A 26,214-nucleotide genomic window follows, 5' to 3' on the forward strand; every position below is an offset into this window, starting at 1 on the left:
AGCAACAACACCGCTTTTTGGCGCGGAAGCCGCTCTATTCTTGACTCCCCTGCCCCTTTCCCTTACACGCACCCCATTCATCAGGCCGTGTTCCTGACAAGCCGACCGGGACCCTTAGGGTATAAACCGATCCCGGAGGCCACCATCCGCCAGCGCGTTGCGCCCGCGGGTGTGTTTGGCGTTTGGCCCGATGGATATTACATCTCTCGGGAAATTCCGAAGAGAAGGACCAAATATGTTCGAGAGCCTTTCAGACCGGCTTGGCAAAATCTTCGAAGGTCTTCGCGGCCGCGGCGCACTCAACGCCGCCGACGTCGATGCCGCGATGCGCGAGATTCGCCGCGCCCTGATCGAGGCTGACGTCTCTCTCGAAGTCGTCCGCGCATTTGTCGAACAGGTCAAGGATCGCGCTGTCGGCGCCGAAGTGACCCGCTCGGTCACCCCCGGCCAGCAGGTCGTCAAGATCGTGCATGACGAACTGGTGGCCGTGCTCGGCTCCAGCGCCGTCGCCATCGACCTCAATGCCAAGGCCCCGGTCACCCTCCTGATGGTGGGTTTGCAGGGCTCGGGCAAGACCACCACCACCGCCAAGATCGCCAAGCGCCTGACCGAGCGCAGCAAGAAAAAGGTTCTGCTCGCTTCGCTCGATACCCGCCGCCCCGCGGCCATGGAGCAGCTGCGCGTGCTGGGCGAACAGGTCGGCGTTGATACCCTGCCGATCGTCACCAGCGAAAACCCGGTCGAGATTGCCCGCCGCGCCGAGCGCGAAGCCCGCCTGGGCGGCTATGACGTGCTCATTCTCGACACCGCCGGCCGCACCCATATCGACGAAGAACTGATGGCCGAAACGGTTGCCATCAAGGACATCGCCAACCCGCACGAAATCCTGCTGGTCGTGGACGCCCTGACCGGCCAGGACGCGATCAACGTCGCCCGCTCCTTCGACGGGCGCCTCGACATTACCGGCATCGTGATGACCCGCGTTGACGGCGATGGCCGTGGCGGTGCGGCGCTGTCGATGCGCGCAGCCACCGGCAAGCCGATCAAGCTGATCGGTGTCGGCGAAAAGATGGATGCGCTGGAGGATTTCCATCCCAGCCGCATCGCCGACCGCATCCTGGGCATGGGCGACATTGTCTCGCTCGTGGAAAAGGCTGCCGAGCACGTCACCGCCGAAGACGCGCAGAAGATGGCAAAGAAGCTCAAGAAGGGCTCCTTTGACCTCGACGACCTGCGCAACCAGCTCATCCAGATGAAGAAGATGGGTGGCATGGGCGGCCTGATGAGCATGATGCCCGGCGTCGGCCAGATGAAGAAGGCCATGGCGAATGCCAATGTCGACGAGAAGGTGTTCGATCGCCAGATCGCCATCATCAACTCGATGACCAAGAAGGAACGCGCCGAGCCCGACCTGCTCAATGCCAGCCGCCGCAAGCGCATTGCCGCCGGCGCCGGCGTCGACGTTTCCGAAATCAACAAGCTTGCCAAGCAGCACCGCCAGATGGCGGACATGATGAAGAAGGTCTCCAAGGGCGGCATGGGCGCGCTTGGCGGCATGTTCGGCGGCAAGATGGGCCAGATGATGGGCGGCATGCCCGACATTTCCAAGATGGATCCGGCCCAGATCGAGCAGATGGCACGTCAGGCCGGCATCGACCCTGCCGCGCTCAAGGGCCTGCCCTCCGCTGCCCCCCAGCTTTCCGAGAAGCTGCCGACCGATGTCGGCTCGCTTCTCAAATCCTCCGGAACCGGCCTGCCCGGTCTCGGCGGCGCACCGCGTTTCCCCGGCCTTCCCGGCCTGGGCAAGAAGAAATAGTCGTAACCAAACCCTAGGAACGAAAAATGTCCCTCAAGATCCGTCTCGCCCGTGGTGGCACCAAGAAGCGTCCTTTCTACCAGATCGTCGTTGCCGACGCCCGTTCGCCGCGCGATGGCCGCTTCATCGAGAAGCTTGGCACCTTCAACCCGCTGCTCGCCAAGGACGCTGAAAACCGCGTCGTGCTGAACGCCGAGCGCGCCAAGCACTGGCTCGACGTTGGCGCACAGCCGACCGACCGCGTCCTGCGCTTCCTCGACGTTGCCGGCGTTGCCAAGCGCGATCCGCGCAACAACCCGGAAAAGGCAGTTCCCGGCGACAAGGCCAAGGAACGCGCTGAAGAGAAGGCTGCAAAGATCGCCGCCGCTGAAGAAGCCAAGAATGCCCCCAAGGAAGAAGCTGCCGCCGAGTAATCGGTCCAGCCTCTGGAATAAGAAAAGCCCCGGTGTTCGCACCGGGGCTTTTTGTTTGGCGCTGTGACCGCGCCTAGAAGTGCATGTTCACGCCGACCTTGAAGGTATGCGCGGTGACCGAGATATCGTTGGCCCCGACGCTCAGCGCCCCGGCGGGAGCCTTGCGGGTGCCCAGGTCGCTATAGGCATACTCCGCCTTGACCGTGATGGTCTCGGTCACGGCCATTTCAACGCCACCGCCTAGCGCCCAGCCGACGAACGTATCGGAGACGGTGCCCGTCGTGCCGAGCGGCGTTGGCGTTACCTTGGCACTGACGCCGCCAGACCACGAAACATGGTTAATGGCCGGTAAAGTGATCAATATACTTGGATCACTACAGAATTCTTCGTTTTACCGGCACGCCCGGTGACAAGCAAAAAGGGCCCCGGTGTTTCCACCGGAGCCCTGTTATGAGGCGTTTCAGGCTTTTAGGCCTTGAGCTTGGCCAGGATTGCGGCGCCCATTTCGTCGGTTCCGACCGTCTTGCGGTTGTCCTGCGCGATGTCACCGGTACGCAGGCCATCGCTGAGCACGGCCGAAATGGCGTTCTCGATGCGAGTGGCGAGTTCGATCTGGCCGAACGAATAGCGCAGGGCCATGGCGAAGGACGCAATCATGGCGATCGGGTTGGCAATGCCCTTGCCGGCAATGTCGGGCGCCGAGCCATGCACGGGCTCGTAGAAGGCCTTGCGCTTGCCGGTCACCGGATCGGGTGCGCCGAGCGAAGCCGACGGCAGCATGCCGAGCGAGCCGGTGAGCATGGCGGCCACGTCCGATAGGATGTCGCCGAACAGATTGTCGGTCACCATCACGTCAAACTGCTTGGGATTGCGCACCAGCTGCATGGCGGCGTTGTCAGCCAGGATGTGGTGCAGCTCGACATCGGCGTAATCCTTGCCAACGCCCTTGACCACTTCGTCCCACAGCACGCCAGACTTCATGACGTTCTTCTTGTCGGCCGAGTGCACCTTGTTGTTGCGGGTGCGGGCGAGGTCGAAGGCGACGCGGGCGATGCGATCGATTTCATAGGTCTCGTAGACCTGGGTATCGATGGCGCGCTTCTGGCCATTTTCCAGATCGGTAATGGTCTTGGGCTCGCCGAAATAGACGCCGCCGGTCAGCTCGCGCACGATCAGGATGTCGAGGCCTTCCACCAGCTCGCGCTTGAGCGAGGAGGCATCGGCCAGCGCCGGATAGCATATGGCGGGGCGCAGGTTGGCGAACACGGCCATTTCCTTGCGCAGGCGCAGCAGCGCTGCTTCCGGACGGTGCTCATAGGGAACATTGTCCCACTTGGGTCCACCCACCGCGCCGAAGATCACGGCATCGGCGGCCAGCGCCTTGGCGGTGTCTTCATCGGTGATGGCGACCTGATGCGCGTCATAGGCGGCGCCACCGGCCAGACCGCGATCGGTCGAGAAATCGGTGAGCTGCTGGGAATTGGTCCAGTCGATCAGCTTCTCCACCTCGACCATGATCTCGGTGCCGATGCCGTCGCCGGGCAGCAGGAATAGGGAATGTGTGGCCATGATCGGTCCTTGCCGTACTGGTGGTTACGCCTTGTTGTGCCGCACATAGCGTTATTTCGCGCATCTACGCAAGCGCGGCCTGCATCGCGGGCGCCACGCAGGTTTCGCGCAAAGTAAAGGACGTGATTTAGCAAGTGTTTACAGCCTGTTCGCTACCAAAGCGGCACACTGCTGTTTTGAGCAAAAGCAATTTAGGGGAAAATCTATGTTGAAGCATCTCGGGGCGGCTTCGCTCCTGGCGCTGATGGCCGCTGCAACGCCGGCCCTGGCGCAACCCACCGGCGAGGCGCCGCGCTGGCTGCGTTCCTCGGCCATTTCCCCCGACGGCGAGACGATCAGCTTCACCTATCGCGGCCAGATTTTCGTGGTTCCCTCGGACGGGGGCTTGGCCGTTCCCATTACCGCCTCTGGCTCGTTCAGCCACGCCGCGGTCTGGTCGCCTGACTCCGAACAGCTGGCCTTCGCCTCGAACCTCAATGGTTCCGACGACATCTATCTGACCGACTTTTCGGGTAGCCTGCAGCGCATGAGCTGGTCGGCCCGCAGCGAAGTGCCCACCAGCTTCTCGGCTGACGGCCGCGAAATCCTGTTCCATTCCCTTGGCCTGGGCGATGCAGAGCGCAGCGTGCAGGGCGCCCTGTCGTCCAAGCCGCAGCTCTATTCCATCGACGCCAGCTCCGGCCGCGAAAGCCTGGTCCTGCCCAATTACGCGCTGGGTGCCCGCTGGAACAGCGCCATGAGCAAGCTGGCCTATACCTATGATCCCGGTGGGGATGCCGAAATCCGTCAGCATCGCGTGGCCGCCAATGCGCGCCAGCTGTTCATCTATGATCCGGTGAGCGGGCATCATGAGCGCCTGTTCGCCGTCGATGGCGTGGACCGGCTCAACCCGCTCTGGAATGGCGATGGCACCAGCCTCTACTATCTCTCGGAGGCCTCCGGCTCGCTCAACGTCTGGCACTATGACCTGGCCAGCAACCAGGAAACGCAGGTGACGTTCTATGCGGACGCTCCGGTGCGCGACCTGTCCATCGCCGATGATGGCACGCTCGCCTTCTTGCATGACGGGCGCATCCACACCAAGGCACCCGCTGGCGAACCGCAGCCGATCAGCATCATGACGCTCGATCAGCGCGCCAGCATCGACCAGAACGTCCGCATCACCGGCAGCGATGAGTTCATCTCCTCGCCCGATGGCGCCCACTTCGCCTTTACCGCCTATGGCAATGTGTTCCTGCTCGACCGGGCCGGCAATTACCGGCAGGTCACCTCCACCCCGCAAGATGATCGCTACCTGGCCTTTTCGCCCGATGGCTCGTGGCTGGTCTATGCCAGCCAGCGCGACCACAAGTGGGGCCTTTATGGCGTGCAGCTGACCTCCGAGGATCAGGACGATGCACTCGCCAGCCGCTTCGTTGAGCAGGCATTGTATGTTCCGGAGGAAGGCAATGCCTTCCAGCCCGCCTTTTCGCCGGATGGCAGCAAGATCGCCTTCGTCGCCGACCGGCGCGAAGTAAAGGTGCTCGACCTCGAGACCGATACCGTCACCACCCTGTTCGAGCCGGACGACTACAACTCGTCCTATCGCGACGGCGACCAGTGGTTCGCCTGGTCCCCGACCTCGGAAGACCTACTGGTCATGTGGTCGACCATCGCGGCAAACGGCAACTCCAAGGCGGCCATCGTGCCGGCCGATGGCAGCGCACCGCCGATGATGGTCACGCAGGCGGTTTCGGACTTTGCCCGGGGCACCTGGAGCGCCGATGGCAGCCAGATCTTCGGTATGACCTCGCTTTATGGGCACCGGACGGCGCAGCTGCACCCCGAGACCGACGACCTCTACCGCATCTTCCTGTCGGACGAAGCCTACCAGGACTTCCTGGATCTCGCCGATGGGAGCACCGCGCTCTCCGAGGAAGGCCCGCAGCGCTACAGCCCCGCTTCGTCGCGCTCGGAGCGGCTGGAACAACGCCTGACGCAAGACGGCAGCATCTATTCCTATCCGCTCGATGATGGCCTGAACCTGGTGTCGGTAACCCCGGCCGGTGGTGACACGTTCCTGGTGCAGCTGGTCGGGCTGGCCACGGGCGCCGTGGAGACCCTGCAGGCGGTGGAAGCACCGGGTCTGCAGAGCCTTTCCCACGTGGCCGACGCCAATGTGATCGACTTCAAACTGCCCAATGCGGTGATCAGCGTTCCGGTCTTCGATCCCAACGGGGTTGAGACCCTGCCGCTGCGCATGTTCACCACTTTCAATCCCGACCAGCAGCGCCGCGCCGCCTTCGAGCAGGCCTGGGCCGATATCCGGGACCACTTCTACTCCTCGGCGCTGGAGGGCCGCGACTGGGACGCCATCGGCGCCAAGTATCGCAGCTATCTCGGCTCGATCGCCACTAACCGGGAACTGTCCGACCTGGTCAGGACCATGTTCGGCGAACTCTCGGCCTCGCACCTGTTTGCCTACAACACCTTGCCCGAGGGCCAGATCGAGGGGCTGGGCACCAATAATGACGTGCTGGGCGTCTATCTGGACCATGGCTATGACGGTCCGGGGCGGCGCATCGCCGGCGTGCTGCCGGGCGGCCCGCTTGACCGGGCCGGCCTCGACATCGGACCGGGCGACGTGATTGCCTCGATCAACGGCATTCCCGTGCCCGATGCCGGCGGCATCGAGAAGCTGCTCGACGTCAATCTGGGCAAGCGCGCTTTGGTCGGCGTCACCGACAATGGCGGTGAGAACGAACGTTTCGCCTTCGTCCAGCCGATCGATCCGGACGCCGAGCAGGTGCTGGCGGCCCAGCGCTGGCGCGATACGCGGCGCGAACTGGTCGACCGCCTGTCCAATAATTGTGTGGCGTATCAATATGTTCCGGCGATGGACAACGACTCCTACCTCGGCGTTGTCGGCCGGCTCTCGGCGACGCGGTCCAGCTCCAAGGCGGCGCTGATCGATATCCGCTCCAATGGCGGCGGCAACCTGACCCGGGAGCTGATGACCCTGCTCTCCGGCCAGAGCTATTCGGTGGTCGGCCGCGAGAATGGCCCCAAGGAATATGACCCCAACAACCGCTGGGTCGCCCCCAGCGCCGTGCTGGTCGACAGCTATGTCTATTCCGACGCCACCATTTTCCCGCAGGCCTATCGCGACGCCAATCTCGGGCTGATCGTGGGGGATACCGTATTGAATACAGGCACTTACGTGTCGCACTATCCGAGCCGGATCCTGCCCGGCTTTGCCTATGCCATGCCCACCCTGCCGGTGCGCCGCATGGATGGCAGCTACTACGAAAACAACATCATCGAGCCCGACGTCAGCGTGCCGTTCGACCCCAACTTCGCCGGGATCGGCGTCGATCCGCAGCTGGAAGCGGCGGTCGCGGCGCTGATGGAGCAGATTGGTACGGAGGCCGATTGCCGCCCTTAAGGGCGGTAAGAAGCGAGCGTAGAAAGCAAGAAGGCCGGGCAGAATGCCCGGCCTTTTCGTGTGGTTTTCTCAAGAAATCTTGCAGTTATCTTGCGCCTTTCTTGCAGATTTCTTGTGCTTTTCAGCCTGCGAAGAACGGCTGGGTGCCGTGCGCTTCGATGGCCGTGGCCAGACGGCCCAGGGCATGGATATAGGCAGCCGAGCGTGCCGACACGTCGCGGCTCTTGGCGATATCCCAGACGGCGCGACCTTCGCGTTCCATCATCTTCTTGAGGCGGGCATGGATCTCTTCGAGGTCCCAGTAGAAGCCCTGGCGGTTCTGCACCCACTCGAAGTAGGAGACGGTGACGCCGCCGGCATTGGCCAGAATATCGGGCAGCACTACGACGCCATTCTGGGTGAGGATCTTGTCGGCATCGGCGGTGACCGGGCCGTTGGCCAGCTCGAGCACAACCTTGGCCTTGATCGAACCGGCATTCTTGACGGTGATCATTTCTTCGAGGGCAGCCGGAACCAGCAGGTCGGCTTCCACCGCGATCAGGTCGTCGGCCGGGATGACCGTTGCGCCCAGTTCGGCAGCCAGGTCAGCGACGCGCTTGCCGGCATTCTTGCCAGCGATCAGCTTGGCGACATCGAGGCCATCGGCCTTGTGGATGGCGCCGGCCGAGTCGGACACGGCGACGACCTTGGTGCCGTCGGCAGCGGTCAGCTGGGCATAGAACTGGCCAGCATTGCCGAAGCCCTGGATGGCAACGGTGTGGTCGCGGGCCAGGCCCAGCTCGCTTGCCAGGTGACGCACGAGATAGAAGCCGCCGCGTGCGGTGGCATCGTTGCGGCCGAGCGAACCGCCCAGGGCGATCGGCTTGCCGGTGATGACGGCCGGGGAGACCGAACCGGTGATCTGGTTATACTCGTCGACCATCCAGCCCATGATCATGGCATTGGTATAGACGTCGGGCGCGGGAATATCGCGGTCGGGACCGACCGTGCTGGCGAAAGCCTGCATATAGGCGCGCGACAGGCGCTCCAGCTCGGTCTTGGACAGGGTGCGCGGGTCAACCCGCACGGCACCCTTGCCGCCACCATAAGGCAGGTTCATCACGGCGCATTTGAAAGTCATCCAGAAGGCGAGCGTCTCGACTTCCTCGATATTGCTATCGGGGTGGAAACGGATGCCGCCCTTGGTGGGGCCGCGCGTGTCGTCATAGCGGCAGCGCCAGGCCAGGAACGACTTGCGCGAGCCATCATCCATACGGATCAGCAGACGCGTCTTGGTCGTTTCACGCGGGTATTTGAGTTTCTCGATGACATCCTGGTCGATGGCCAGATGGCTGGCGGCCTCTTCGAGGCGGATCAAGGCACGGTCAAGCAGGGTGTCGTCGGTCATGGCTCACTCTTTGCGCAGGGATTACGCATTGCGCACAACAATGCATCACCTAACTGCCACACCGGCTTTCTTAGGTCAACAAGGCTGTCTCAAAATGCCTATATGAACGCCATTTCGCCTCGATTTTGCCTATTGACCGCGCTATGACCTGCCGCGAAAATCGTTAAGACCCTCTCGCACCTGTCGAATCCGGCTCACCAAGTGATCACCACGCTGCCCCTGCCCGACCTTCTGATCAATTCAGACGACTACAACCGTGTGCTGCACCTGGCCGAAAAGGCCAGCGCGGACATGCCTTATGTGTCGGCCTATCTGGAACGCGAGCTGGGCCGGGCCGAAGTGGTGCAGCCCTGGATCAAGGCCGGCGTGTCGATGGGCCAGCGCGTGATGTTCCGGCTCGACAACGAGCCGCTGACCCGCATGGGCCAACTCTGCTATCCGAACCGCCCGTTTGGCGGCAAAAGCAATGTGCCGATTCTGGGCGCAGTGGGCGCCGCCCTGATCGGCATGCACCGCAACGCCACCATCGAATGGCTCGACGACGGGCGCCTCCGCACGCTGACCGTGCTGGATTACGGGTTCTAAGCGGCGACGCCGAATTTTCCGCGATGTCATCCCGGCGGAGGCCGGGATCCAGGTCCGTGGCGGGCCGAAGCATCCAGCGCGAGGGGCGTTCACCGCATGGATTCCGGCCTGCGCCGGAATGACCCGGTGGGTAGCCTGTGGCATCGGACTCGCGGAGAGATACCCCCACCCTGCTCGATGACGGACTTAGCTGGCGCTAAGTCCTATCTCGCTTCCCTCCCCACAAGGGGGAGGGAGGGGGCCGGTGGCAAAGGATTCAGTCGCGCGGCTGGACCACCTATTCACCACCATGCACCAGCGCTGCCCGCGGACTTGATCCGCGGGTCACCATCAGCAAGGCAGTGTGGCGAGGGGCCCGCGGATCAAGTCCGCGGGCAGCGTTGGTGGTTGTTGATGTCGGCGCCAGGGATACCTACCCCAAGATTTCAGTCGGCTCCCTCCCCCTTGTGGGGAGGGCACAAGGGTGGGGGGTGGCCGCGATATCGGGGCTCAGACGAAGCCGTTGCTGTCGAACAGCACCCAGAAGGTCAGGATATTGGTCAGGACATGGGCGATGCTGACCCAGAAGACCGAGCCGGTGCGCCAGGCGATGGCGCTCCAGACGAGGCCCAGAGCGGCTGCCCCGCCGACCAGCGCCAGCGCGCCGCCGTCAAAGACGATGCCATGACTGAGGGTCAGCGCGATGTGCCAGGCAGAAAACAGCACCCAGCCCAGAGCAAAGCCCAGCCGGGGACGATTGGCGAAGGTGGTCATGAAGCCGCCGCGCCAGGCGCTTTCTTCCAGCGTGCCATTGATAATGCCGATGACGGCGGCCAGCATGGCGGCATGCGTGGTGAGGATCGCGGTATTGGGAACCAGCGCCGCCAGCCCGATGACGCCGACCTGCAGCAGCAGGGCGCCGGGCACCCACCAGTCGCGCCAGGCCAGCCGCTCGGAATAGAGACGCTCGCTGCGCTGCCGCCAGACCTGAAAGGCGATGACCGGGACGCAGAAAATCAGCCAATAGACCGCCATGGAAAGCAGGAACCCATTGGGGCCGCCCCATTGCAGGGTCAGTAGCGGCACCAGCCAGACCATGGCGCCGATCATGGCGAGGGCATGCAACACGAGGACGATCTGGCGAAGGGTCATGCGGGCTCTGCAATAGCGCGGGCGGTTGGCACGCATAGAGTCAGAAGACGGGCGATTGGGCAATGGCGCCGGAGAGCTCATCACACCTGCACGATTGCGGCCCGGCAACCTGCCGCGTCCTTGGGCAGATGCAACACCCCCCGGATCGGGTCCGGGGGTTGTTTCGCGCCGAGGCTGTGAGTGGTGACGACGGCGGGCCGGTCGTGGCGCGGCCTGCCAATGCTTGAACCAGCGGCGGCTAGTGTTTCGCGCTGCGGCGGTCCACCAGTTCGAAATAGTCAGCGCCCAGATCGACCTTGAGCGCCAGTTGCTGGCGGTCCAGCTCGGCCAGCCAGGCGGTCCACGAGCAGGGGCTCATGCCGTCATCCTGATTGGTCAGCTCGTCCATGGCGCGGGCCCGTTTCTGAAAGCTCAGCTTGAGCTGCGCCCGCTCCTCGCCGAAGCGATCGCGCACCCGGGCAATGGCCGGAATGCCGTGGCGATCGGTCACCCAGTTTTGAATATCTCGATGGCGTGTCAATGTATGAATGTGGGTCATGGCCTCCCCTCCAATATGGTTACTCACCCCCTAAAACGGTCGGTTTCTCAGCCGGTTCCGGCAGGGGTCGATCAATTGTCGGCTAGTTCAGTGACAAGCTTGAGACGCGTCATCTCCTCTGGGTTGAAGTAGTAGAGCCGGTCGGGCGGGGTCTGCAGGGCGTGCAGCCACAAGGCGGGATCGACGCCCGTTTCGGTGAGATGGGCGATGATATCGGCCGTGGTGGTCTGGGCCTGGCTCATCGCGGAACCGGCGGCGCGCAGGGCATTTTGCGGATCGGCGCTGAGCGCGGCGGCATAGATCTGGTGCACGCCAATGGCGGCGGCGGGGCTGGCAATGCGCTGGCTGCCCGAGGCAAAGATCAGCGGGCAGGACGAGGCACAAAGCGAACCGGCCAGGACCTTGGTGGCAAGGCCTTTCTCATGGATCAGACTGCCGATGGCGAGTGCATCCACGACCGATCCTCCAGGCGAATCGAGAAGGACAGTGTTCACATATTCGCCGCGCGCTGCAATCTCGCCGGCAAAGCGCTCGGCCGCGCCGACATCGATCGAGCCGGTGAGGCTGAGTTCCCCGCCCGCGCCAAGGGCAATCTGCAGCGGCTGTTCCAGCAGCTCGGGACTGGTGGTGACGGCGGGGTTGGCCCCTTCATTGGGGCCGGCGGGATTGAAGGGCGGCAGGATGGGCCGCAAGGGCGCGGCCAGGGCCGCCCCCTCATTGGCGGTGAGCTCGCGGTAATCGACATAGAGCACCGAGGCGGTGCCGATCAACAGGGCGAAAAAGGCCACGCGCAGGATCGCCCCGTCTTCGACCCCGGCCAGCCACCGCAGGGCGCCGCGATAGAACGGGCCCTCATCGGTTTCGGCGCGGGCATTGGCCTCGGTCTTCATGCCGTGCGCGGCCCATCGGTGCGCTTGCGCTGCGCCGATTCAATGGGCGTGACGATGGCCTCTTCGGATGGGGCGGTTTCGGCGGTGAGCGGGGGCGCGGCCTCGGCGGGTTCAGCGGGCGGCTCGGGCTCGAGGCGGCGCGGCTGGCCGGTGGCAACATCGATGCCGGCCGCCTCCATCTGGCGGAACAGCGCCATGGCGCGCAGCATTTCGGCGGCGGTGATGTTCTCGGCCTCCGACAGGGATTCGGAATCCTTGCGCATGGCGTCGTTGACGATCATCAGGACCAGCACCAGCACCACCGGCAACAGATCGATGGAAATTGCCCCGGCCCAGCTCGGAATGAAATCCTGCCAGTAGCGGATCACCGCCTCGGCGCTGGAGAGCGGCACGAAGCGGCGCTGCTCGACGGCGGGATTGGCGAGGATCTCGTCGGCCGCCGCCGACAGGGCCGCCGATTGCGCGGCGACCGAGGCGCGCACCGTTTCCATCACCTGATCCTGCCGGTTGGCAAGATCGGCCGTGCCGCCATTGGCCACCGGGGCGATGAAGCCGGCGCTGAGATCGGCGGCGGCGCGCTTGACCGAAGCGGCGACGTCGGTCTGCTGCAGCGCGGCGATGACGGCCGAGAGCTGCACCGCCTCGGCCTGGAAACTGTCGGAGCGCGGCTCGATGGCGCCGGGCGTGGAGACCAGCTCGCGCATGGTGGCGAGACGCGCCGAGCCCTCTTCGAAAAGGCCCGACACGGCATTGCGGCTGCCGGTAATGGTGGTGCCGAGTTGGTTCATCTGTGCGCTCATCTGGGTGAGCAGCTGCACGACGCTCCCCGAGCCAGTGGTGCCGGTGAGGGCGCCGGTTTCCCGCTCGTCGGCGGCGAGCCCGGCAAAGCGTTCCGCCGCGCGCTGCACGTCTGGCAGCAGGCTCTGGCTGGCCAGCGCATTGGCATGGGCGTGGTCGAGGTCTTCGGCATAGCCCTGCAGCGTCACCGCCATATGCTGCTCGAGCGCGGCCGACCCGGCCAGGGCGGCGGCATTGAGCCAGCTCGACATCGCGATGATCATGGCGCAGCCGACGGCCATGGTGAGGAAGAGTCCGATGCGCTGCACGCCGGAGGTCACCAGCGGCACGAACCGCATCATGAAGCTCCAGAAGGCGTAGATCGCGACCGACACGGCGGCCGAATAGATGATGGCGGCGAAGAACACGAAGCTCGCCGAGCCATCGAGCAGTCCCCTCACCCCCAGATAGGTATAGACCCCCGAGGCCAGCGCCAGCACCGCCAGCGCAAAGCGGGACATCGTCTCGACACCCCGCACGGTTTCGTTGAGGCGGTAGGCATTCGGCTTGAGCTGCATGTGACGGGCCCCGATGTTAAGCGGAGGTTAACACAGCGATGGCGGCAAGAAGTGGGCAGGTTTTGCGAGGGTTAATTCTGGTGCGACTTAGCCGTTGAGCTTGCTCATCAGCTTTTCCACCCGCTTGCGCTTGCTCTCCTGGGCGATTTTGCCGATGCGCTCCTTGAGCACGGCGAGAAAGCCCGGCCGGGCCTCGGGCGGGATCACCGGCGCCATGGCTTCGGCATAGGTGGGGAACTGGTTGGGGGCGGCGTGCTTGAGCCGTTCGACCAGCAGTGGCACGGCCTTGTCGCCATAACCGGCCCGGGCCAACTTGATCAGGATGGAATTGCAGTGGTCCTTGGCGATCACCGAGCCGCGGTCAGCCGCCTCGATAATGGCGGGCAGCTCGGCCGCCAGCAGGGAGGCCCGCTGCTCGGCCACCGCGTCGAGCGCCGTCATGCGCCCCAGACCTGGCGATTGTTGCTGCTCTTGAGCGCCTCGATGAAGACCGGGCATTGCCCGCCAATCAAAGCCGGCTGGCGCGCGCCCACCTCATAAAGCACCTTGAGCGCGTCATTGGCCTGCCGCGCCGGGCCCGAGCGCACCGCCTCGGCCAGTTCGGCCACCGCCGCCGTGTCGCCGCTGGCGACGATGGCTTCGGCCACCGCGATATTGGGTTCCTCGTCGCGCCGCTCCAAGGCGCCAGACAGCTTATCGAGCACGGACATGGTGGTGGTTCCTGGTGAGGCAGCGAGGCCGGGCCCTAGATATTGCCACGGCCCCGCCCTTCGACAAGGCCGGATGCGGTCTACTGCTCGATCGCCACGTCGAGGGCCAGCGTCACCATTTCCCGCAGCGAGGTCTGCCGCTCGTTGGCGTCGATCTCTTCCTTGGTGATCAGGCAATCGGTCATGGTGCAGATGGCGAGGGCCCGCACGCCGAAGCGCGCCGCCAGCGTATAGAGCGCAGCCGCCTCCATCTCGACGCCCAGAATGCCATGCGCCGGCAGGGTGCCGAAACCCTCCAGGCCCGGCTCGGCGTGATAGAAGATATCGGAGGACAGCATATTGCCGGCATGGAAGCGCATGCCCGCCGCCTCGGCCTTGTTGGCGGCCGAACGCAGCAGGCCGAAATCGGCGATGGGCGCGTAGTTGAACGGGCCGAAGCGCCCGGCCACGATGGAGCTGTCGGTGGAGGCAGCCTGCGCCAGCACGAGGTCGCGCACCTTGACCCTGGCATTGAGCCCGCCACAGGTGCCAACCCGGATCAGGGTCTTGGCACCATAGGTGTTGATCAGCTCATGCACATAGATCGACAGCGACGGCTGCCCCATGCCGCTGGCCTGCACCGAAACGCGCTTGCCCTTGTAGGTGCCGGTATAGCCCAGGCAATTGCGAACCGAATTGACCAGCTGCGCATTGTCGAGGAAGGTCTCGGCGATCCACTTGGCGCGCAGGGGATCACCGGGCAGCAGCACAGCCTCGGCATAGTCCCCCGGCTTGGCGTGGTTGTGTGGCGTCATGAAAGCGCATCCTCGGGTTTTGTCCACTTGGTCAAATCATAGGCAGGAAGCATCCGGCACAGCAAGCATGCGCGCTGATATCTTGACCTTGGATCACGCGGGGTCCATCTACGCTGCCGAATATGGAGATAAGCCAATGGTCGCCAAGATTTTCATCGACGGAGAAGCCGGAACCACGGGTCTGCAGATCCGCGAACGCCTCGCCGGTCGGCGGGACCTTGAAGTGCTCTCGATTGCTGCTGACAAGCGCAAGGATATCGAGGAGCGCAAGCGCCTGCTCAACGCCGCCGATGTCGCCATCCTGTGCCTGCCCGACGATGCGGCCAAGGAAAGCGTGTCGCTGATCGACAATGGCACCACCCGCGTCATCGACGCCTCCACCGCCTATCGCGTCGATCCCGACTGGGCCTATGGCTTTGCCGAAATGGACAAGGGCCAGAGCGAGGCGATTGCCAAGGCGCGCTTCGTCTCCAATCCCGGCTGCTACCCGCAGGGCGTGATCGCCACGGTCCGCCCGCTGATCGAGGCTGGCCTGCTGCCGGCCGATTTCCCGGTCACCGTCAACGCCATTTCGGGCTATTCGGGCGGCGGCAAGCAGATGATCGCCGAATATGAGGCGGCCGGCGCTTCGGCCAGCCACTTCATGCCCTATGCCCTCACCTTCGCGCACAAGCACGTGCCGGAAATGACAAAGTACTCCAAGCTGGCCAAGGCCCCGCTCTTCGTGCCGTCGGTCGGCGACTATGCACAGGGCATGGTGGATTTCATTCCGCTGCAGCTCGGCCAGCTCACCACCGTGCCGACCGGCGCGCAGCTCCATGCCGCCCTCGCCGATCACTTCGCCGGGATCAAGAACAGCTTTGTCAGCGTTGCGCCCTATGATCCGGCGCTGGGCAAGACGGCCGCGCTCGACCCTCAGCTGCACAACAACACCAACCAGATGACCCTGCACGTCTTTGCCAACGATGCCAGCGCCCAGGCGCTGCTGGTGGCGGTCTATGACAATCTGGGCAAGGGCGCATCGGGGGCTGCCGTGCAGAACCTCAACCTGATGCTGGGCGTGGACGTGCGCGAAAGCCTGGCGGCTTAGGGCGCTTAGCCTTGGCGCGATAGAGCCCACCCACAAGCGCTGCCCCCGGACTTGATCCGGGGGCCAGCCCGGACCAGCACGCCGGTCGAGTGGCCCGCGGATCAAGTCCGCGGGCAGCAACGGTGAATGTTCGGGCAACCGGTCTCACCGCCACCACGCGCGCACACCCAGCCGAACGGTTTCGCGCGGAGTGGACTTGACCCCGCGCCTGCTTATGCGCAATGACCCCTTTCAAAGCGAGGTTTTCTGGCCATGGACAAATTCACCACCCTGACCGGTGTCGCGGCGCCCCTGCCGATCATCAATATCGACACCGACATGATCATCCCCAAGCAGTACCTCAAGACCATCAAGCGGACGGGTCTGGGGACGGCGCTGTTTTCGGAAATGCGCTACAATGAAGACGGTAGCGAGAACCCCGACTTCGTGCTGAACAAGGCCGGCTATCGCAATGCCTCGATCATCGTGGCGGGCGACAATTTCGGCTGCGGTTCCTCCCGCGAGCATGCCCCCTGGGCGCTGCTCGATTTCGGCGTGCGCTGCGTCATCTCGACCAGCTTTGCCGACATCTTCTACAACAACTGCTTCAAGAACGGCATCCTGCCGCTGGTGGTCAGCCCCGAGCAGCTCAAGCTGCTGCTCGACGACGCCGAGCGCGGCTCCAACGCCACGCTGACCATCGACCTCGAAGCCCAGACCATCCAGGGCCCCGATGGCGGCACGATTCACTTCGACATCGACCCCAGCCGCAAGCAGATCCTGCTCGAGGGGCTCGACGATATCGCCGGGACGCTGAAGTCCGATCCCTCGATCTCCAGCTTCGAGACCAAGATGGCCGCCGACCGGCCCTGGCTCTAGCCTCCAGACCAAACCCCGCCAGTTCCGCTGGCGGGGTTTTTTCATGCCTGTTCAACCCCCACAGAAGGCCCTTCCATGGTGCAGCGCGTTTCCACCGGTTCTCCCTTTGAAGCCACGTTCGGCTATTCCCGCGCCGTGCGGCACGAAGACACCGTCTATGTCTCGGGCACGACCGGCTATGACTATGCCAGCATGACCATGCCCGACGATGTGGGCCAGCAGGCCGCCAATGCGCTGGCGACGATCGACAAGGCGCTGCGCGAGGCCGGCTCCTCGATCGAGGATACGGTGCGTGTGGTCTACTATGTGGGCGACCGCAATGACGTCGACGCGGTGGTGAAGGCCGTTGGGCCAGTCTTCAAGGATATCCGTCCGGCGGCATCGATGCTGATCGTGCAGATGATCGAGGCCGGCATGAAGATCGAGATCGAAGTCACCGCCCGGATCGGCGCGGCAAAATCCTGATCCCCGCCTAGCTGCGCGAGCCGTGCCGGCGCTGGCTGGCCGGGCTTTCCTCATCGGGGAAATCGGTATCGTCTTCGACGATGCAGACCCGGTCGCGGCCGCGCTTCTTGGCTTCGTAAAGCGCGCCATCGGCGCGGCGCAAAAGATCCGACAGGCTATCGTCGGGCTTGAGCGGGGCCACGCCGAAGCTGGCGCTGATCCGGCGGTCCGGCCCCAGATTGACGATCGACAGGCCCGAAACGGCGCGGCGCACGCTTTCGGCATAGTGGCGCGCCGTGGCCAGGTTGGCCCCCGGCAGCAGCACGGCGAATTCTTCCCCGCCGAGGCGCCCGAACACCGCCTTCACATTGGGCGTGGCCTGCAGGGACTGGGCAAAGGCTGATATCACCCGGTCGCCGGCTTCGTGGCCGAAATTGTCATTGATGGTCTTGAAGTGGTCGAGGTCGGCCACGACGATGGTCCCGGGCACGCCGGCGCGGCGCGTGGTGGCGATCATCCGCTCTGCACGATCTTCAAAGCCGCGCCGATTGAGCAGGCCCGACAGGGTATCGGTTTCGGACCGCGCGGTGATTTCGGCCAGCGTGTCGCGGACGATGATCAGCAGGGTCAGCAGGCCATTGGCAATCAGCAGCACGGCGCCCAGGGTCTGCGAATAGGCGGCATAGTTCGACGCCAGATAGCCCTGCGGCGCGGCGCCCGAGCCGATCGCCATCGCCATGAACGGCTTGGCCAGGAAATGCGCCGCCGCGCAGACATAGAGGCAGATCAGCGCGATATCGAGCGCGCGCTTCTTGGGAACCCGGACGAGGACCGCAATGCCCATGACCTGCACCACGAAATAGGGCAGCTGATAGAGCAGGTTGCGCAGGAAGCTCTCGCGCTCCATGTCGAGAATGAAGACGTTGAGCAGCAGCGACAAGCCGACCAGCACAAGCAGGAGCCGCCAGGGCGGGTTCAGCCGGAAGTGCTGGGCGAGGCCCATCACCCCACTGGCCAGGGCCACCAGGAAAATCGCGAAAATGCCAAAGCTGACCAGGCGATGGTCTTCCTGATAGGGCAGGATGAATTCGAGCACCAAGTGGAGCGCGCCGAAGCCGTAGGAGAAGGCCAGCCAGCGGGCGCCGATGGCCGAGCGCTCGTAGGCTGCAACGACCCCGAAGGCGGTGGCAAAGATGCCGGCAACAAAAAGATTGATGGCGAGCACGAAGGCTGCGGCACTCATGAAACCAACCTATGGTCAGATGGCGCCGATCCTAGCGGCCCGCGCAAAACGAGACCTTAATATACGCAAGATTGCGAGACTTGTGAACGACTTGCGCGCGGAGCGGCAGCCGTTTCCCTCCCCCTGATTGGGGAGGGACAGGGCCGTGAAAGGCGTCGATCTAGCCGCGCGGCGTGACGCCGAAAGCCTCGGCGATCAGGGCATAGCTGCGGCGGCGCAGTTCGTAGCTGTGAATGGTGGTGGTGATCATCACCTCGTCAGCCCCGCAGGCCTCGGCCTTTTCGGCAATGGCGTCGCGCACCGTCGCGGGCGAGCCGACGATCCACAGGCTCGACTGATGATCGATGACACCCTGCTGCTGGCTGGTCAGCACGCGGGCATGGGCATCCTCGGGGCTCATCAGCTTGCGCTGCTCGCCGGTGGTGAACAGCGCCCAGCTCACCGCCTGCGAGCGGCTGAGATACTGGGCTTCCTCATCGGTGGGCGCACAGATCACCGACACGCAGAGCATGGTCTGGGGCCGCGGGAAGGCCTCGGTGGCGTTGAAGGCGTAGCGATAGGCCTCGAAGGCCGGGGCCGCCGGGGTGTGGCTGAAATGGGCGGCAAAAGCATAGCCGATGCCCAATTGCCCGGCCGCCTGGGCGCTGGCGCCCGACGAACCCAGCAGCCACATCGGCGGCAGGCGCACCCCGCCCGGCGAGACCGGCACGCGGGAAAACGGATGCTCGGGGGGAAAGCTGTCCTCGTCAAAGGCCATCAGCTCGGCGAGATAGGCGGAAAACTCCTCGCCGCCACCGCTGCGCAGCGCGCGCATGGCATAGCCATCGCCACCGGGCGCGCGGCCCAGGCCAAGATCAATGCGGCCGGGATGCAGCGCTTCGAGGGTGCGATAGGCTTCGGCAATGCGCAAAGGCGCGTGATTGAGCAGCATGACGCCGCCCGAACCGATGCGAAGATTCTTGGTATGGGCAGCGGCGCTGCCGATGAGGATTTCGGGAACCGAGGAGGCAATGGATGGCATGCCGTGATGCTCGGCATACCACAGGCGGGTATAGCCCAGCCGGTCGGCCTCCTGCGCCAGCAGAATGGTTTCGGTCATCGCCTGGGCAGTGGTGCTGCCTTCGGCAATGGGGGCGAGGTCCTGCAGGGACAGGGCAAAGGGTGCGGCCATGGGAAATATCCTTTTTCGCGATCCGCGCCTTCTATCGGCAAAATGCGATGAAAGCGAGATGTCACTTCCGGTAACATCTCGTTCATTGCAATTTTAATCGAATCTGGACGATCGCGGCGCGCGCCATCAATCAAAGGTTGACGGAGATTTTACCATGCGCAGCCTGTTCCGGACGATTAGCCTTGCCCTGTCCCTGCTGGTGCTGGCCGCGCCGGTGGCGCAGGCCCAGGTCAGTTTCATCCCCGAAATCCGCGGCGGCATCTCGATGCGCGGCGTCGATGGCGGGGGGAACCTCTTCGATCCCGGCCGGATCGGCGACGCCAATGTGGAACTGCTGTTCTCAGCGCCCGACCTCAATGCCTGGACGGTGATCGGCGAGCTGCGGCCGCATCTGGGCGCGACCATGAGCTTTCGCGGCGGCGATTCCTATGGCTATGCGGGCCTGAGCTGGACCTTTCAGCTGCCGGTCGTGCCGGTCTTCGTGGAAGCCAGCGGCGGCGGCGTGCTGCGCAGTTCGATGTTCAGCGCGGCGCAGAATGATCCGCAGCGCAGTTTTGGCTGTGGCGTGGGGCTAAGGGCGGCGGCGAGCGTGGGCATCAACCTGCCGCTGGGCGCCTCGCTGATCGGCACGGTGGAGCATCTGCCGGACTTTGGCACCTGCGGGGCACCGGCGCGGGCCAATACCAATGTGGGGGTGCGGCTGGGGTTCCGGTTCTAGCTAGGCCGCCTGCCCGGCGGCCCAGCCCGAGGCCCAAGCCCACTGGAAATTGTAGCCGCCCAGCCAGCCGGTGACGTCGACCACTTCGCCGACGAAAAAGAGGCCCGGCACATTGCGCGCGGCCATGGTCTTGGCGTCGAGATCGCGGGTATCGACCCCGCCTAGCGTCACTTCGGCGGTGCGATAGCCTTCCGAGCCGACGGGCTTGAGGGTCCACTGCTTGAGCATGGCTTCCACGACCGCCAGCTTCTTGTCGGAGAAATCCCCGATCATGCCTGATATGTCGAGTTCCTCGCCCAGCATCTGCGCCAGCTTCTTGGGCAGGACCGAGCCGATGACGGTCTGGACCTGCACCTTGGGGGTTTCCCGGCGCGCCTTGCGCAGCAGTTCGGCGGCATCCTGATGGGGCAGCAGGTCGACGCTGATCGCGTCGCCCTCGCGCCAATAGGATGAAATCTGCAGGATGGACGGCCCGGACAGGCCGCGATGGGTGAACAGCAGGGCTTCTTCGAACGCGGTCTTACCGTGGCGCACGATGGCATCGGCGGCAATCCCGGACAGGGGCTTGAGCTTTTCCAGCGCCCCGGTCTCGAAGGTGAGCGGCACGAGGCCCGGCCGGGTTTCGGTGAGGCGCAGGCCAAACTGGGTCGCGAGCTGATAGCCCAGGCCCGACGCGCCCATCTTGGGAATGGACTTCCCGCCAGTGGCGACGATGAGGCTCTCGGCGGTGATCGAGGAGGTGGAGAGCGCGATGTCAAACCCGCCCTCGTCGAGCTGGCTGACCCGTTCCACCGCGGTTTCAAGCACCAGTGTCACCCCGGCCTTGCGCATTTCACCCAACAGCATGGTGTTGATCTGGGTGGCGGGGCCATCGCAGAACAGCTGGCCAAGCGTCTTTTCGTGGAAGGTGATGCCGTGGTCGCGCACCATGGCAATGAACATATCGGGCGTGTAGCGGCTCAGTGCCGACAGCGCGAAGCGCGGGTTCTGACTGAGGAAGCGGTCACGGCCGCGTTCCACGGTGGCATTGATATTGGTGAAGTTGCAGCGCCCGCCGCCGGAAATGCGGATCTTCTCGCCAGCATATTTGCCGTGATCAACCAGCAGCACGCTGCGGCCGCGCCTGCCGGCCTCGATGGCGGCCATCATACCGGCGGCACCGGCGCCAAGGATCACGACATCATAATGGGGCATGGATTCACCGCTTCATTGCCGCGAAAGCGGCAATTCACCTTCAGCGGTCCCCGGGAGGGATAGGCAGGCTCTTAGTCGAAGTGCCACACCGTGCCAATGGTAACCTTTGAGCTTGAGGGGCCCGCCACCCCGGTCAGGCCCGGCGCGCCGTCGAGCCGCCCCAGCAGCAGGGCCTCGCCGCGCAGGCTCGCCTGGCCCCAAAGGGCATAGTCGACGCCGCCGCCAAAGGCATAGCTGGCCTGGGCCTCGACCATCCCCAGCCCGGCCGCGGCATAGACATGCACGCCCTCAGTGGGCACGACGCCGACCCGGGCCAGCGCCAGGCCATCGATGCCGGAATCGCCCGACGTGTCGAAATTGAAGCCCAGCTGGGCCTCGACGCCGACACGGAACGTGTCGTTCAGCGCATGGTTATAGCCGGCCAGGCCGCCAATTTCGAAGCGGCTGAGATGCCAGCCGAACCCATTGTCGTTGTAGAAATTGAACTGCGGATCGGTGAGGCCGCCCAGGTTGATACCGGCATAGAAGCCGGAGAAATCGGTAACCGGCCCGCTGTTGAACCCGGTTGCAGCGGGGCCGCCATCGAGCTGCCAGAGCAGGCCCGACGTGACGCGAATGGCCGAAATGGCGGGAATGTTGGCGCGCGCCGTCAGATCGCCCAGCTGGCCGATCCCGGCCGCTTCGAGCCGCACCGTCAGTGCCTCGGCCACCGCCACTTCGGCGCCAGCGCCAAATTCATAGGCCCAGCGCCCGCCCACACTGCCGACCCCGCCCAGCAGATAGATCAGGGTATTGTCGCCGGCAGCAAAGCCGAGCCGGGCCAGCGCCATGGCACGCAGATAGGCCGAGCCGGCAAGATCGGTGGCGACACTGCCCTGCACTTCTCCGCCCAGCACGACGCCCGGCATGACGCCCGGCATGACCGGCTGGTTCCAGCCGACCACCGCGCCAAATTCGGGGCGCAGATCGGCGCCACCCGTGCTGAAATTGTTCTTGCGAGCCGAGATCGGCCCCAGCAGCACGCCGGCGTAAAGCCCGTCAAAAGCGCTCGGGGCGGTGAGGTCGGCCTGCATCTGGGGGCTGAAATAAAGGGCATTGTCTTGCGCGAGAGCGCTCGTCGCCAGCATAGCCAGCGCCGCACCACCCATCATGCCCACAAATTTGCCCATTGGCCGTTCCTTATCCGCAGGCACATTGCGCGTCCAACCCCCTAAGGCTCCACCAATTTCCTACCTTAATTATCCCTTAACACGACTCTTGTTGCATTTGGGCACCAGCGTGGCGCGCAAACGGCAATCGGATTGACTCTTTCCTATTTGAGAGTATGAGAAGTCCTGCTTTCAACCAAAGCAGTCACTAGATGCACAGCGCCTTCGACATGGCCGACCTGACCACGCTCCGGATTACCGGCGGCGGCGTCGTTGCATTCATGACCAAAACCACCAAAATCACCAAAACCGCCTGACGCTTTTCCCCGGGTCGTCTCCCGACGGGGAGAGGCTTCAAACCGGATGGCCGCGATCATCGATCGCGCGGGGGCGGAAATGGTAAGGGACTGGAGTCCAAAATGGGTTATCGCGTCGCTGTAGTCGGGGCCACGGGCAATGTGGGCCGCGAAGTTCTCAACATTCTGGCCGAACGCAAGTTTCCTGCCGACGAGGTGATCGCTCTCGCCTCCTCGCGCTCGATCGGCCGTGAAATCTCCTATGGCGACAAGATCCTCAAGGCCAAGAACCTCGACGATTTCGATTTTGCCGGCGTCGATTTCGCCATCATGTCGGCTGGTGGCACCCTGTCCAAGGAACTGGCGCCGCGTATCGCCGCCTCGGGCGCTATCGTCATCGATAATTCCAGCTACTGGCGCTATCACGCCGACGTGCCGCTGGTGGTGCCGGAAGTGAACGGCAATGTGCTCGACCGCTGGCTGGCCGACGCCAACCGCACCAATATCATTGCCAACCCCAATTGCTCGACCGCCCAGCTGGTGGTGGCGCTCAAGCCCCTGCACGACCTGGCCAAGATCAAGCGCGTCGTCGTCTCGACCTACCAGTCGGTTTCCGGCGCCGGCAAGGACGGCATCGACGAGCTGTGGAACCAGACCAAGGGCATTTTCGTCAACGACACCGCGACCCCCGGCAAGTTCCCCAAGCAGATCGCCTTCAACGTCATCCCGCACATCGATGTGTTCATGGAAGACGGCTATACCAAGGAAGAGTGGAAGGTGCTGGCTGAGACCAAGAAGATCCTCGATCCCAAGATCAAGGTGACCTGCACCGCCGTGCGCGTGCCGGTCTTCGTGGGGCACTCGGAAGCCGTCAACATCGAGTTCGAGAACCCGATCTCGGCCGACGAAGCCCGCGACGCGCTGCGCGAAGCCCCGGGCATCTCAGTGCTCGATAAGCGTGAACCGGGCGGCTATGCCACCCCGGTGGAATCGGTGGGTGAATACGACACCTTCGTGTCGCGCATCCGCGAAGACAACACGGTCGAAAATGGCCTCGCCCTCTGGGTGGTGTCGGACAACCTGCGCAAGGGCGCCGCGCTCAACACCGTGCAGATCGCCGAAGAACTGATCGCCCGCGGCCTCAAGCCCCGCGCGGCCCAGGCGGCTTAAGACCTGCCACCTAACATGTCTCGGTGTCGCCCCGGCCTTGAGCCGGGGCCCATCCTGAGACCTCGAGATGGATCCCGGCTCAAGGCCGGGATGACACCCAGTTCTGGGCGACATAGAGTGTTGCTCCACCGGTAGTTCCCATGCCCCTCCGCGACATTGCGCTTGCCCTGCTCGTCGTCCTCATCTGGGGCATCAATTTCGTTGCCATCAAATGGGGCGTCGATGAAATCTCGCCCTTCCTGCTGACCGCGCTGCGCTATCTCGGCTGCGCGGTTCCAGCGGTGTTTTTCCTGCGCAAACCCAAGGTCAGCTGGGGCCTGCTGCTCGCCTATGGACTGAGCGTAGGCGTGCTGCAATTCGGACTGCTGTTCACCGCCGTGCGGCTGGGCATGCCGGCGGGCCTGGCCAGTCTCGTTATGCAGATTCAGGTGTTCTTCACCCTGGCGCTGGCAGCGATGTTCCTCGGCGAACGGCCGACCCCGCTGCAGCTGGGCGGTGCGGCGCTGGCGCTGTTGGGTCTGGGCGCCATCGCTTCGGAGCATCTGGGCGGCGCGATTCTCGGCCCGCTGCTGATGACCGTACTGGCGGCACTGTTCTGGGGCATTTCCAATATCGTCACCAAGGCGGCCGGCAAGATCGACATGCTGGCCTTCGTAGTCTGGGGAAGCCTCATTCCGCCGCTGCCCATGCTGGCGCTGTCGCTGATATTTGACGGGCCGGGCGCCCTGCTCGCTTTGCCTTCGATGAGCTTGCAGGCGCTGGGTTCGGTGCTGTTCATCGGCTATGGCTCGACGCTGATCGGCTATGGCCTGTGGGCGGTGCTGCTCGGGCGCTATCCGGCGAGCCTCGTCGCGCCGTTTTCGCTGCTGGTGCCAGTGGTCGGCTTTGCCGCCGCCTATGCGTTCCTGGGCGAGACGGTAACCGCGCCCGAACTGCTCGGCAGCGCGCTGATCTTCTTCGGGCTGATTCTCAACGTGTTCGGCCCACGTCTCTATGCCCGCCTCAAGAGTGCCTGATGCCCATTCGTGATATCGGCCTGGCGCTGCTCGTGGTGGCGGTGTGGGGCTTCAACTTTACCGTCATCAAGCTGAGCGTCGAGGCCTTCCCGCCCCTGTTCTCGGCCGCGCTGCGCTTCTTCATTGCCGCGGTGCCGCTGGTATTCTTCATCCGCCCGCCCGCCATCGACTGGCGCCTGCTGGTGGGATTCGGGCTGTCGTTCGGCGTGGCGCTCTACGGGTTCCTCAATATTTCCATGGCCTTCGGCATGCCGGCCGGCTTGAGCTCGCTCGTGCTGCAGACGCAGGCCTTTTTCACCATGGCGCTGGCCTTCCTGCTGCTGGGGGAGCGCCCCAACCGCTTCCAGCTGATCGGCGCGGCGGTGGCCTTTGCCGGCATTGCCGTGATCGCCAGCACGCGGCTCGAGGGCGCGGGGCTGTGGCCGTTCCTGCTCTGCATCCTGGCCGCCATTGCCTGGGGACTCTCCAATATCCTGACCAAGAAGGCGGGAAAGTTCGATCCGGTGGCCTTTACCGTCTGGGGCGCGCTGGTGGCGCCGCTGCCGCTGCTGGCGCTGTCGCTGTGGTTCGAGGGGCCGGCCGATATCCTCACGGCCCTGCGCCACTTCGATTGGACCGACGTGGTGATGTTCGCCTATCTGGCTTTCCCCGCCACCCTGATGGGCGGGGCGATCTGGAGCGGCCTGCTGGCGCGGCATCCCACCGCTTTGGTGGCGCCGTTTTCCTTGCTGGTGCCGGTGGTCGGCCTGCTCTCGGGGAGCCTGGTGCTCGGCGAAACCATCACCCCCACCGAAGTGGGCGGCGCAGCACTGGTGATTGCCGGGCTGGTAGTAACCCTGATGCGGTCGCGCGCCTCATCTTAGGCCAATGGCCGCCCGGGGGCGGCCATTGCGTCGGCGCAACGCTGTTTATTGCACCGGAGTCGCCGGAAGGGCGGAGGGCTGCAGCGTATTGAGCTCGTCGGCCGTCAACCCGCCACTGACATCGCGATCGGCGGTGTCGAATTCGTCCTGCGTCAGGTCGGGCCAGATCAGCACCAGCTCGGCAAAGCTCAGCTCACCATTCGCGTCAGTATCGACATCGGCAAAACTGGTGGGCGTCTGCGCCAGGGCAGCGGTGGCGGTCAGGCCAAGAACGGCCAGGCTCAGGGCAATCTTACGCATTGTAAACTCCGGTCAGTGCGCCCGCGGGCGCGCCAAAAACAGAAAGGCCACCCCAGCATGGAGCGGGGTGGCCTCTAGGACGCCCGCGCTG

26 protein-coding genes are annotated in these 26,214 nt (G+C 64.3%); 11 read left to right on the forward strand and 15 right to left on the reverse strand.

The window, feature by feature from the left end; all coding sequences use genetic code 11:
• Positions 1-235: 235 nt before the first annotated feature.
• A complete protein-coding gene (gene ffh, locus ACZ5WT_RS05175) occupies positions 236-1,816 on the forward strand; it encodes a signal recognition particle protein (protein ID WP_464286311.1) in 1,581 nt (526 codons plus the stop codon).
• Between the two features lie 26 nt (positions 1,817-1,842).
• Positions 1,843-2,229 (forward strand): 30S ribosomal protein S16, encoded by a 387-nt coding sequence (rpsP, locus tag ACZ5WT_RS05180; RefSeq protein WP_464286312.1) that lies wholly within the window; start codon positions 1,843-1,845, stop codon positions 2,227-2,229.
• Between the two features lie 73 nt (positions 2,230-2,302).
• Here the strand turns inward: rpsP and ACZ5WT_RS05185 are convergent, their stop codons facing one another.
• Positions 2,303-2,590 (reverse strand): outer membrane protein, encoded by a 288-nt coding sequence (locus ACZ5WT_RS05185; protein ID WP_464286313.1) that lies wholly within the window; start codon positions 2,588-2,590, stop codon positions 2,303-2,305.
• Between the two features lie 107 nt (positions 2,591-2,697).
• On the reverse strand, positions 2,698-3,798 hold the full coding sequence (gene leuB / locus ACZ5WT_RS05190; RefSeq protein ID WP_464286314.1) for a 3-isopropylmalate dehydrogenase: 1,101 nt from the start codon (positions 3,796-3,798) through the stop codon (positions 2,698-2,700).
• Between the two features lie 205 nt (positions 3,799-4,003).
• On the opposite strand from leuB, the gene ACZ5WT_RS05195 reads away from it, so the two are divergent.
• A complete protein-coding gene (locus ACZ5WT_RS05195) occupies positions 4,004-7,222 on the forward strand; it encodes a S41 family peptidase (RefSeq protein WP_464286315.1) in 3,219 nt (1,072 codons plus the stop codon).
• 121 nt (positions 7,223-7,343) lie between these two features.
• Here the strand turns inward: ACZ5WT_RS05195 and ACZ5WT_RS05200 are convergent, their stop codons facing one another.
• Complete coding sequence (locus ACZ5WT_RS05200) at positions 7,344-8,609, reverse strand: Glu/Leu/Phe/Val family dehydrogenase (protein ID WP_464286316.1); 1,266 nt, start codon at positions 8,607-8,609, stop codon at positions 7,344-7,346.
• 201 nt (positions 8,610-8,810) lie between these two features.
• On the opposite strand from ACZ5WT_RS05200, the gene ACZ5WT_RS05205 reads away from it, so the two are divergent.
• The gene (locus tag ACZ5WT_RS05205; RefSeq protein WP_464286317.1) at positions 8,811-9,194 is read left to right on the forward strand and encodes a hypothetical protein; all 384 of its coding nucleotides are present in this window, start codon (positions 8,811-8,813) and stop codon (positions 9,192-9,194) included.
• Between the two features lie 489 nt (positions 9,195-9,683).
• On the opposite strand, the gene ACZ5WT_RS05210 is transcribed toward ACZ5WT_RS05205, so the two are convergent.
• From ACZ5WT_RS05210 to deoD, 7 genes are all read right to left on the reverse strand, one after another.
• A complete protein-coding gene (locus tag ACZ5WT_RS05210; RefSeq protein WP_464286318.1) occupies positions 9,684-10,325 on the reverse strand; it encodes a CPBP family glutamic-type intramembrane protease in 642 nt (213 codons plus the stop codon).
• Positions 10,326-10,563: 238 nt separating this feature from the next.
• Positions 10,564-10,863 (reverse strand): hypothetical protein, encoded by a 300-nt coding sequence (locus ACZ5WT_RS05215; RefSeq protein ID WP_464286319.1) that lies wholly within the window; start codon positions 10,861-10,863, stop codon positions 10,564-10,566.
• Between the two features lie 71 nt (positions 10,864-10,934).
• The gene (locus ACZ5WT_RS05220; protein ID WP_464286320.1) at positions 10,935-11,753 is read right to left on the reverse strand and encodes a COG3904 family protein; all 819 of its coding nucleotides are present in this window, start codon (positions 11,751-11,753) and stop codon (positions 10,935-10,937) included.
• Positions 11,750-13,108 (reverse strand): hypothetical protein, encoded by a 1,359-nt coding sequence (locus ACZ5WT_RS05225; protein ID WP_464286321.1) that lies wholly within the window; start codon positions 13,106-13,108, stop codon positions 11,750-11,752. Before ACZ5WT_RS05225 ends, ACZ5WT_RS05220 begins: the two co-directional genes overlap by 4 nt.
• 87 nt (positions 13,109-13,195) lie before the next feature.
• Positions 13,196-13,549, reverse strand: a complete 354-nt coding sequence (locus ACZ5WT_RS05230) for a hypothetical protein (protein ID WP_464286322.1) — start codon at positions 13,547-13,549, stop codon at positions 13,196-13,198.
• Positions 13,546-13,818 (reverse strand): hypothetical protein, encoded by a 273-nt coding sequence (locus ACZ5WT_RS05235; RefSeq protein WP_464286323.1) that lies wholly within the window; start codon positions 13,816-13,818, stop codon positions 13,546-13,548. The genes ACZ5WT_RS05230 and ACZ5WT_RS05235 overlap by 4 nt, the downstream gene beginning before the upstream one ends.
• A gap of 80 nt (positions 13,819-13,898) precedes the next feature.
• Positions 13,899-14,612 carry a purine-nucleoside phosphorylase gene (gene deoD, locus ACZ5WT_RS05240; protein WP_464286324.1) on the reverse strand — a complete coding sequence of 238 codons (714 nt, stop codon included), beginning with the start codon at positions 14,610-14,612 and terminating at the stop codon, positions 13,899-13,901.
• Positions 14,613-14,748: 136 nt separating this feature from the next.
• Between deoD and argC the strand changes: the two genes are divergently transcribed.
• From argC to ACZ5WT_RS05255, 3 genes are all read left to right on the forward strand, one after another.
• The gene (gene argC, locus ACZ5WT_RS05245; RefSeq protein WP_464286325.1) at positions 14,749-15,702 is read left to right on the forward strand and encodes an N-acetyl-gamma-glutamyl-phosphate reductase; all 954 of its coding nucleotides are present in this window, start codon (positions 14,749-14,751) and stop codon (positions 15,700-15,702) included.
• A gap of 252 nt (positions 15,703-15,954) precedes the next feature.
• Positions 15,955-16,560: a 3-isopropylmalate dehydratase small subunit gene (leuD, locus tag ACZ5WT_RS05250; protein WP_464286326.1), complete on the forward strand. Its 606-nt coding sequence runs from the start codon at positions 15,955-15,957 to the stop codon at positions 16,558-16,560.
• Positions 16,561-16,635: 75 nt separating this feature from the next.
• Positions 16,636-17,025: a RidA family protein gene (locus tag ACZ5WT_RS05255; RefSeq protein WP_464286327.1), complete on the forward strand. Its 390-nt coding sequence runs from the start codon at positions 16,636-16,638 to the stop codon at positions 17,023-17,025.
• Between the two features lie 7 nt (positions 17,026-17,032).
• Here ACZ5WT_RS05255 and ACZ5WT_RS05260 read toward each other — a convergent pair whose 3' ends face one another.
• Both ACZ5WT_RS05260 and ACZ5WT_RS05265 read right to left on the reverse strand, forming a co-directional pair.
• Positions 17,033-18,247 (reverse strand): GGDEF domain-containing protein, encoded by a 1,215-nt coding sequence (locus ACZ5WT_RS05260; RefSeq protein ID WP_464286328.1) that lies wholly within the window; start codon positions 18,245-18,247, stop codon positions 17,033-17,035.
• Between the two features lie 160 nt (positions 18,248-18,407).
• On the reverse strand, positions 18,408-19,418 hold the full coding sequence (locus ACZ5WT_RS05265) for an LLM class flavin-dependent oxidoreductase (protein ID WP_464286329.1): 1,011 nt from the start codon (positions 19,416-19,418) through the stop codon (positions 18,408-18,410).
• 154 nt (positions 19,419-19,572) lie between these two features.
• On the opposite strand from ACZ5WT_RS05265, the gene ACZ5WT_RS05270 reads away from it, so the two are divergent.
• Positions 19,573-20,136, forward strand: a complete 564-nt coding sequence (locus tag ACZ5WT_RS05270) for a hypothetical protein (RefSeq protein ID WP_464286330.1) — start codon at positions 19,573-19,575, stop codon at positions 20,134-20,136.
• On the opposite strand, the gene ACZ5WT_RS05275 is transcribed toward ACZ5WT_RS05270, so the two are convergent.
• Both ACZ5WT_RS05275 and ACZ5WT_RS05280 read right to left on the reverse strand, forming a co-directional pair.
• Positions 20,137-21,330, reverse strand: coding sequence for a BaiN/RdsA family NAD(P)/FAD-dependent oxidoreductase (locus ACZ5WT_RS05275; RefSeq protein ID WP_464286331.1), 1,194 nt, complete (start codon positions 21,328-21,330; stop codon positions 20,137-20,139).
• A gap of 71 nt (positions 21,331-21,401) precedes the next feature.
• Complete coding sequence (locus ACZ5WT_RS05280) at positions 21,402-22,499, reverse strand: outer membrane protein (protein WP_464286332.1); 1,098 nt, start codon at positions 22,497-22,499, stop codon at positions 21,402-21,404.
• Positions 22,500-22,897: 398 nt separating this feature from the next.
• On the opposite strand from ACZ5WT_RS05280, the gene ACZ5WT_RS05285 reads away from it, so the two are divergent.
• The 3 genes from ACZ5WT_RS05285 to ACZ5WT_RS05295 all read left to right on the forward strand — a co-directional run bounded on the left by ACZ5WT_RS05285 (position 22,898) and on the right by ACZ5WT_RS05295 (position 25,823).
• Entirely contained in the window at positions 22,898-23,944 is a 1,047-nt protein-coding gene (locus tag ACZ5WT_RS05285) for an aspartate-semialdehyde dehydrogenase (protein ID WP_464286333.1), read from the forward strand.
• 140 nt (positions 23,945-24,084) lie between these two features.
• Complete coding sequence (locus tag ACZ5WT_RS05290) at positions 24,085-24,960, forward strand: EamA family transporter (protein WP_464286334.1); 876 nt, start codon at positions 24,085-24,087, stop codon at positions 24,958-24,960.
• Positions 24,960-25,823 carry an EamA family transporter gene (locus ACZ5WT_RS05295; protein ID WP_464286335.1) on the forward strand — a complete coding sequence of 288 codons (864 nt, stop codon included), beginning with the start codon at positions 24,960-24,962 and terminating at the stop codon, positions 25,821-25,823. The genes ACZ5WT_RS05290 and ACZ5WT_RS05295 overlap by 1 nt, the downstream gene beginning before the upstream one ends.
• A gap of 45 nt (positions 25,824-25,868) precedes the next feature.
• On the opposite strand, the gene ACZ5WT_RS05300 is transcribed toward ACZ5WT_RS05295, so the two are convergent.
• Positions 25,869-26,123, reverse strand: coding sequence for an EF-hand domain-containing protein (locus ACZ5WT_RS05300; protein ID WP_464286336.1), 255 nt, complete (start codon positions 26,121-26,123; stop codon positions 25,869-25,871).
• Positions 26,124-26,214 lie beyond the last annotated feature (91 nt).

The organism is Devosia sp. T2-14 (assembly GCF_055397495.1).

Bases quoted from the DNA above. Each gene is read 5' to 3' on its own strand.
- ffh (WP_464286311.1), top strand. From the start codon at position 236: ATGTTCGAGAGCCTTTCAGACCGGCTTGGCAAAATCTTCGAAGGTCTT.
- rpsP (WP_464286312.1), top strand. From the start codon at position 1,843: ATGTCCCTCAAGATCCGTCTCGCCCGTGGTGGCACCAAGAAGCGTCCT.
- leuB (WP_464286314.1), bottom strand. From the start codon at position 3,798: ATGGCCACACATTCCCTATTCCTGCTGCCCGGCGACGGCATCGGCACC.
- ACZ5WT_RS05195 (WP_464286315.1), top strand. From the start codon at position 4,004: ATGTTGAAGCATCTCGGGGCGGCTTCGCTCCTGGCGCTGATGGCCGCT.
- ACZ5WT_RS05200 (WP_464286316.1), bottom strand. From the start codon at position 8,609: ATGACCGACGACACCCTGCTTGACCGTGCCTTGATCCGCCTCGAAGAG.
- ACZ5WT_RS05210 (WP_464286318.1), bottom strand. From the start codon at position 10,325: ATGACCCTTCGCCAGATCGTCCTCGTGTTGCATGCCCTCGCCATGATC.
- ACZ5WT_RS05215 (WP_464286319.1), bottom strand. From the start codon at position 10,863: ATGACCCACATTCATACATTGACACGCCATCGAGATATTCAAAACTGG.
- ACZ5WT_RS05220 (WP_464286320.1), bottom strand. From the start codon at position 11,753: ATGAAGACCGAGGCCAATGCCCGCGCCGAAACCGATGAGGGCCCGTTC.
- ACZ5WT_RS05225 (WP_464286321.1), bottom strand. From the start codon at position 13,108: ATGCAGCTCAAGCCGAATGCCTACCGCCTCAACGAAACCGTGCGGGGT.
- ACZ5WT_RS05230 (WP_464286322.1), bottom strand. From the start codon at position 13,549: ATGACGGCGCTCGACGCGGTGGCCGAGCAGCGGGCCTCCCTGCTGGCG.
- ACZ5WT_RS05235 (WP_464286323.1), bottom strand. From the start codon at position 13,818: ATGTCCGTGCTCGATAAGCTGTCTGGCGCCTTGGAGCGGCGCGACGAG.
- deoD (WP_464286324.1), bottom strand. From the start codon at position 14,612: ATGACGCCACACAACCACGCCAAGCCGGGGGACTATGCCGAGGCTGTG.
- argC (WP_464286325.1), top strand. From the start codon at position 14,749: ATGGTCGCCAAGATTTTCATCGACGGAGAAGCCGGAACCACGGGTCTG.
- leuD (WP_464286326.1), top strand. From the start codon at position 15,955: ATGGACAAATTCACCACCCTGACCGGTGTCGCGGCGCCCCTGCCGATC.
- ACZ5WT_RS05255 (WP_464286327.1), top strand. From the start codon at position 16,636: ATGGTGCAGCGCGTTTCCACCGGTTCTCCCTTTGAAGCCACGTTCGGC.
- ACZ5WT_RS05260 (WP_464286328.1), bottom strand. From the start codon at position 18,247: ATGAGTGCCGCAGCCTTCGTGCTCGCCATCAATCTTTTTGTTGCCGGC.
- ACZ5WT_RS05265 (WP_464286329.1), bottom strand. From the start codon at position 19,418: ATGGCCGCACCCTTTGCCCTGTCCCTGCAGGACCTCGCCCCCATTGCC.
- ACZ5WT_RS05270 (WP_464286330.1), top strand. From the start codon at position 19,573: ATGCGCAGCCTGTTCCGGACGATTAGCCTTGCCCTGTCCCTGCTGGTG.
- ACZ5WT_RS05275 (WP_464286331.1), bottom strand. From the start codon at position 21,330: ATGCCCCATTATGATGTCGTGATCCTTGGCGCCGGTGCCGCCGGTATG.
- ACZ5WT_RS05280 (WP_464286332.1), bottom strand. From the start codon at position 22,499: ATGGGCAAATTTGTGGGCATGATGGGTGGTGCGGCGCTGGCTATGCTG.
- ACZ5WT_RS05285 (WP_464286333.1), top strand. From the start codon at position 22,898: ATGGGTTATCGCGTCGCTGTAGTCGGGGCCACGGGCAATGTGGGCCGC.
- ACZ5WT_RS05290 (WP_464286334.1), top strand. From the start codon at position 24,085: ATGCCCCTCCGCGACATTGCGCTTGCCCTGCTCGTCGTCCTCATCTGG.
- ACZ5WT_RS05295 (WP_464286335.1), top strand. From the start codon at position 24,960: ATGCCCATTCGTGATATCGGCCTGGCGCTGCTCGTGGTGGCGGTGTGG.
- ACZ5WT_RS05300 (WP_464286336.1), bottom strand. From the start codon at position 26,123: ATGCGTAAGATTGCCCTGAGCCTGGCCGTTCTTGGCCTGACCGCCACC.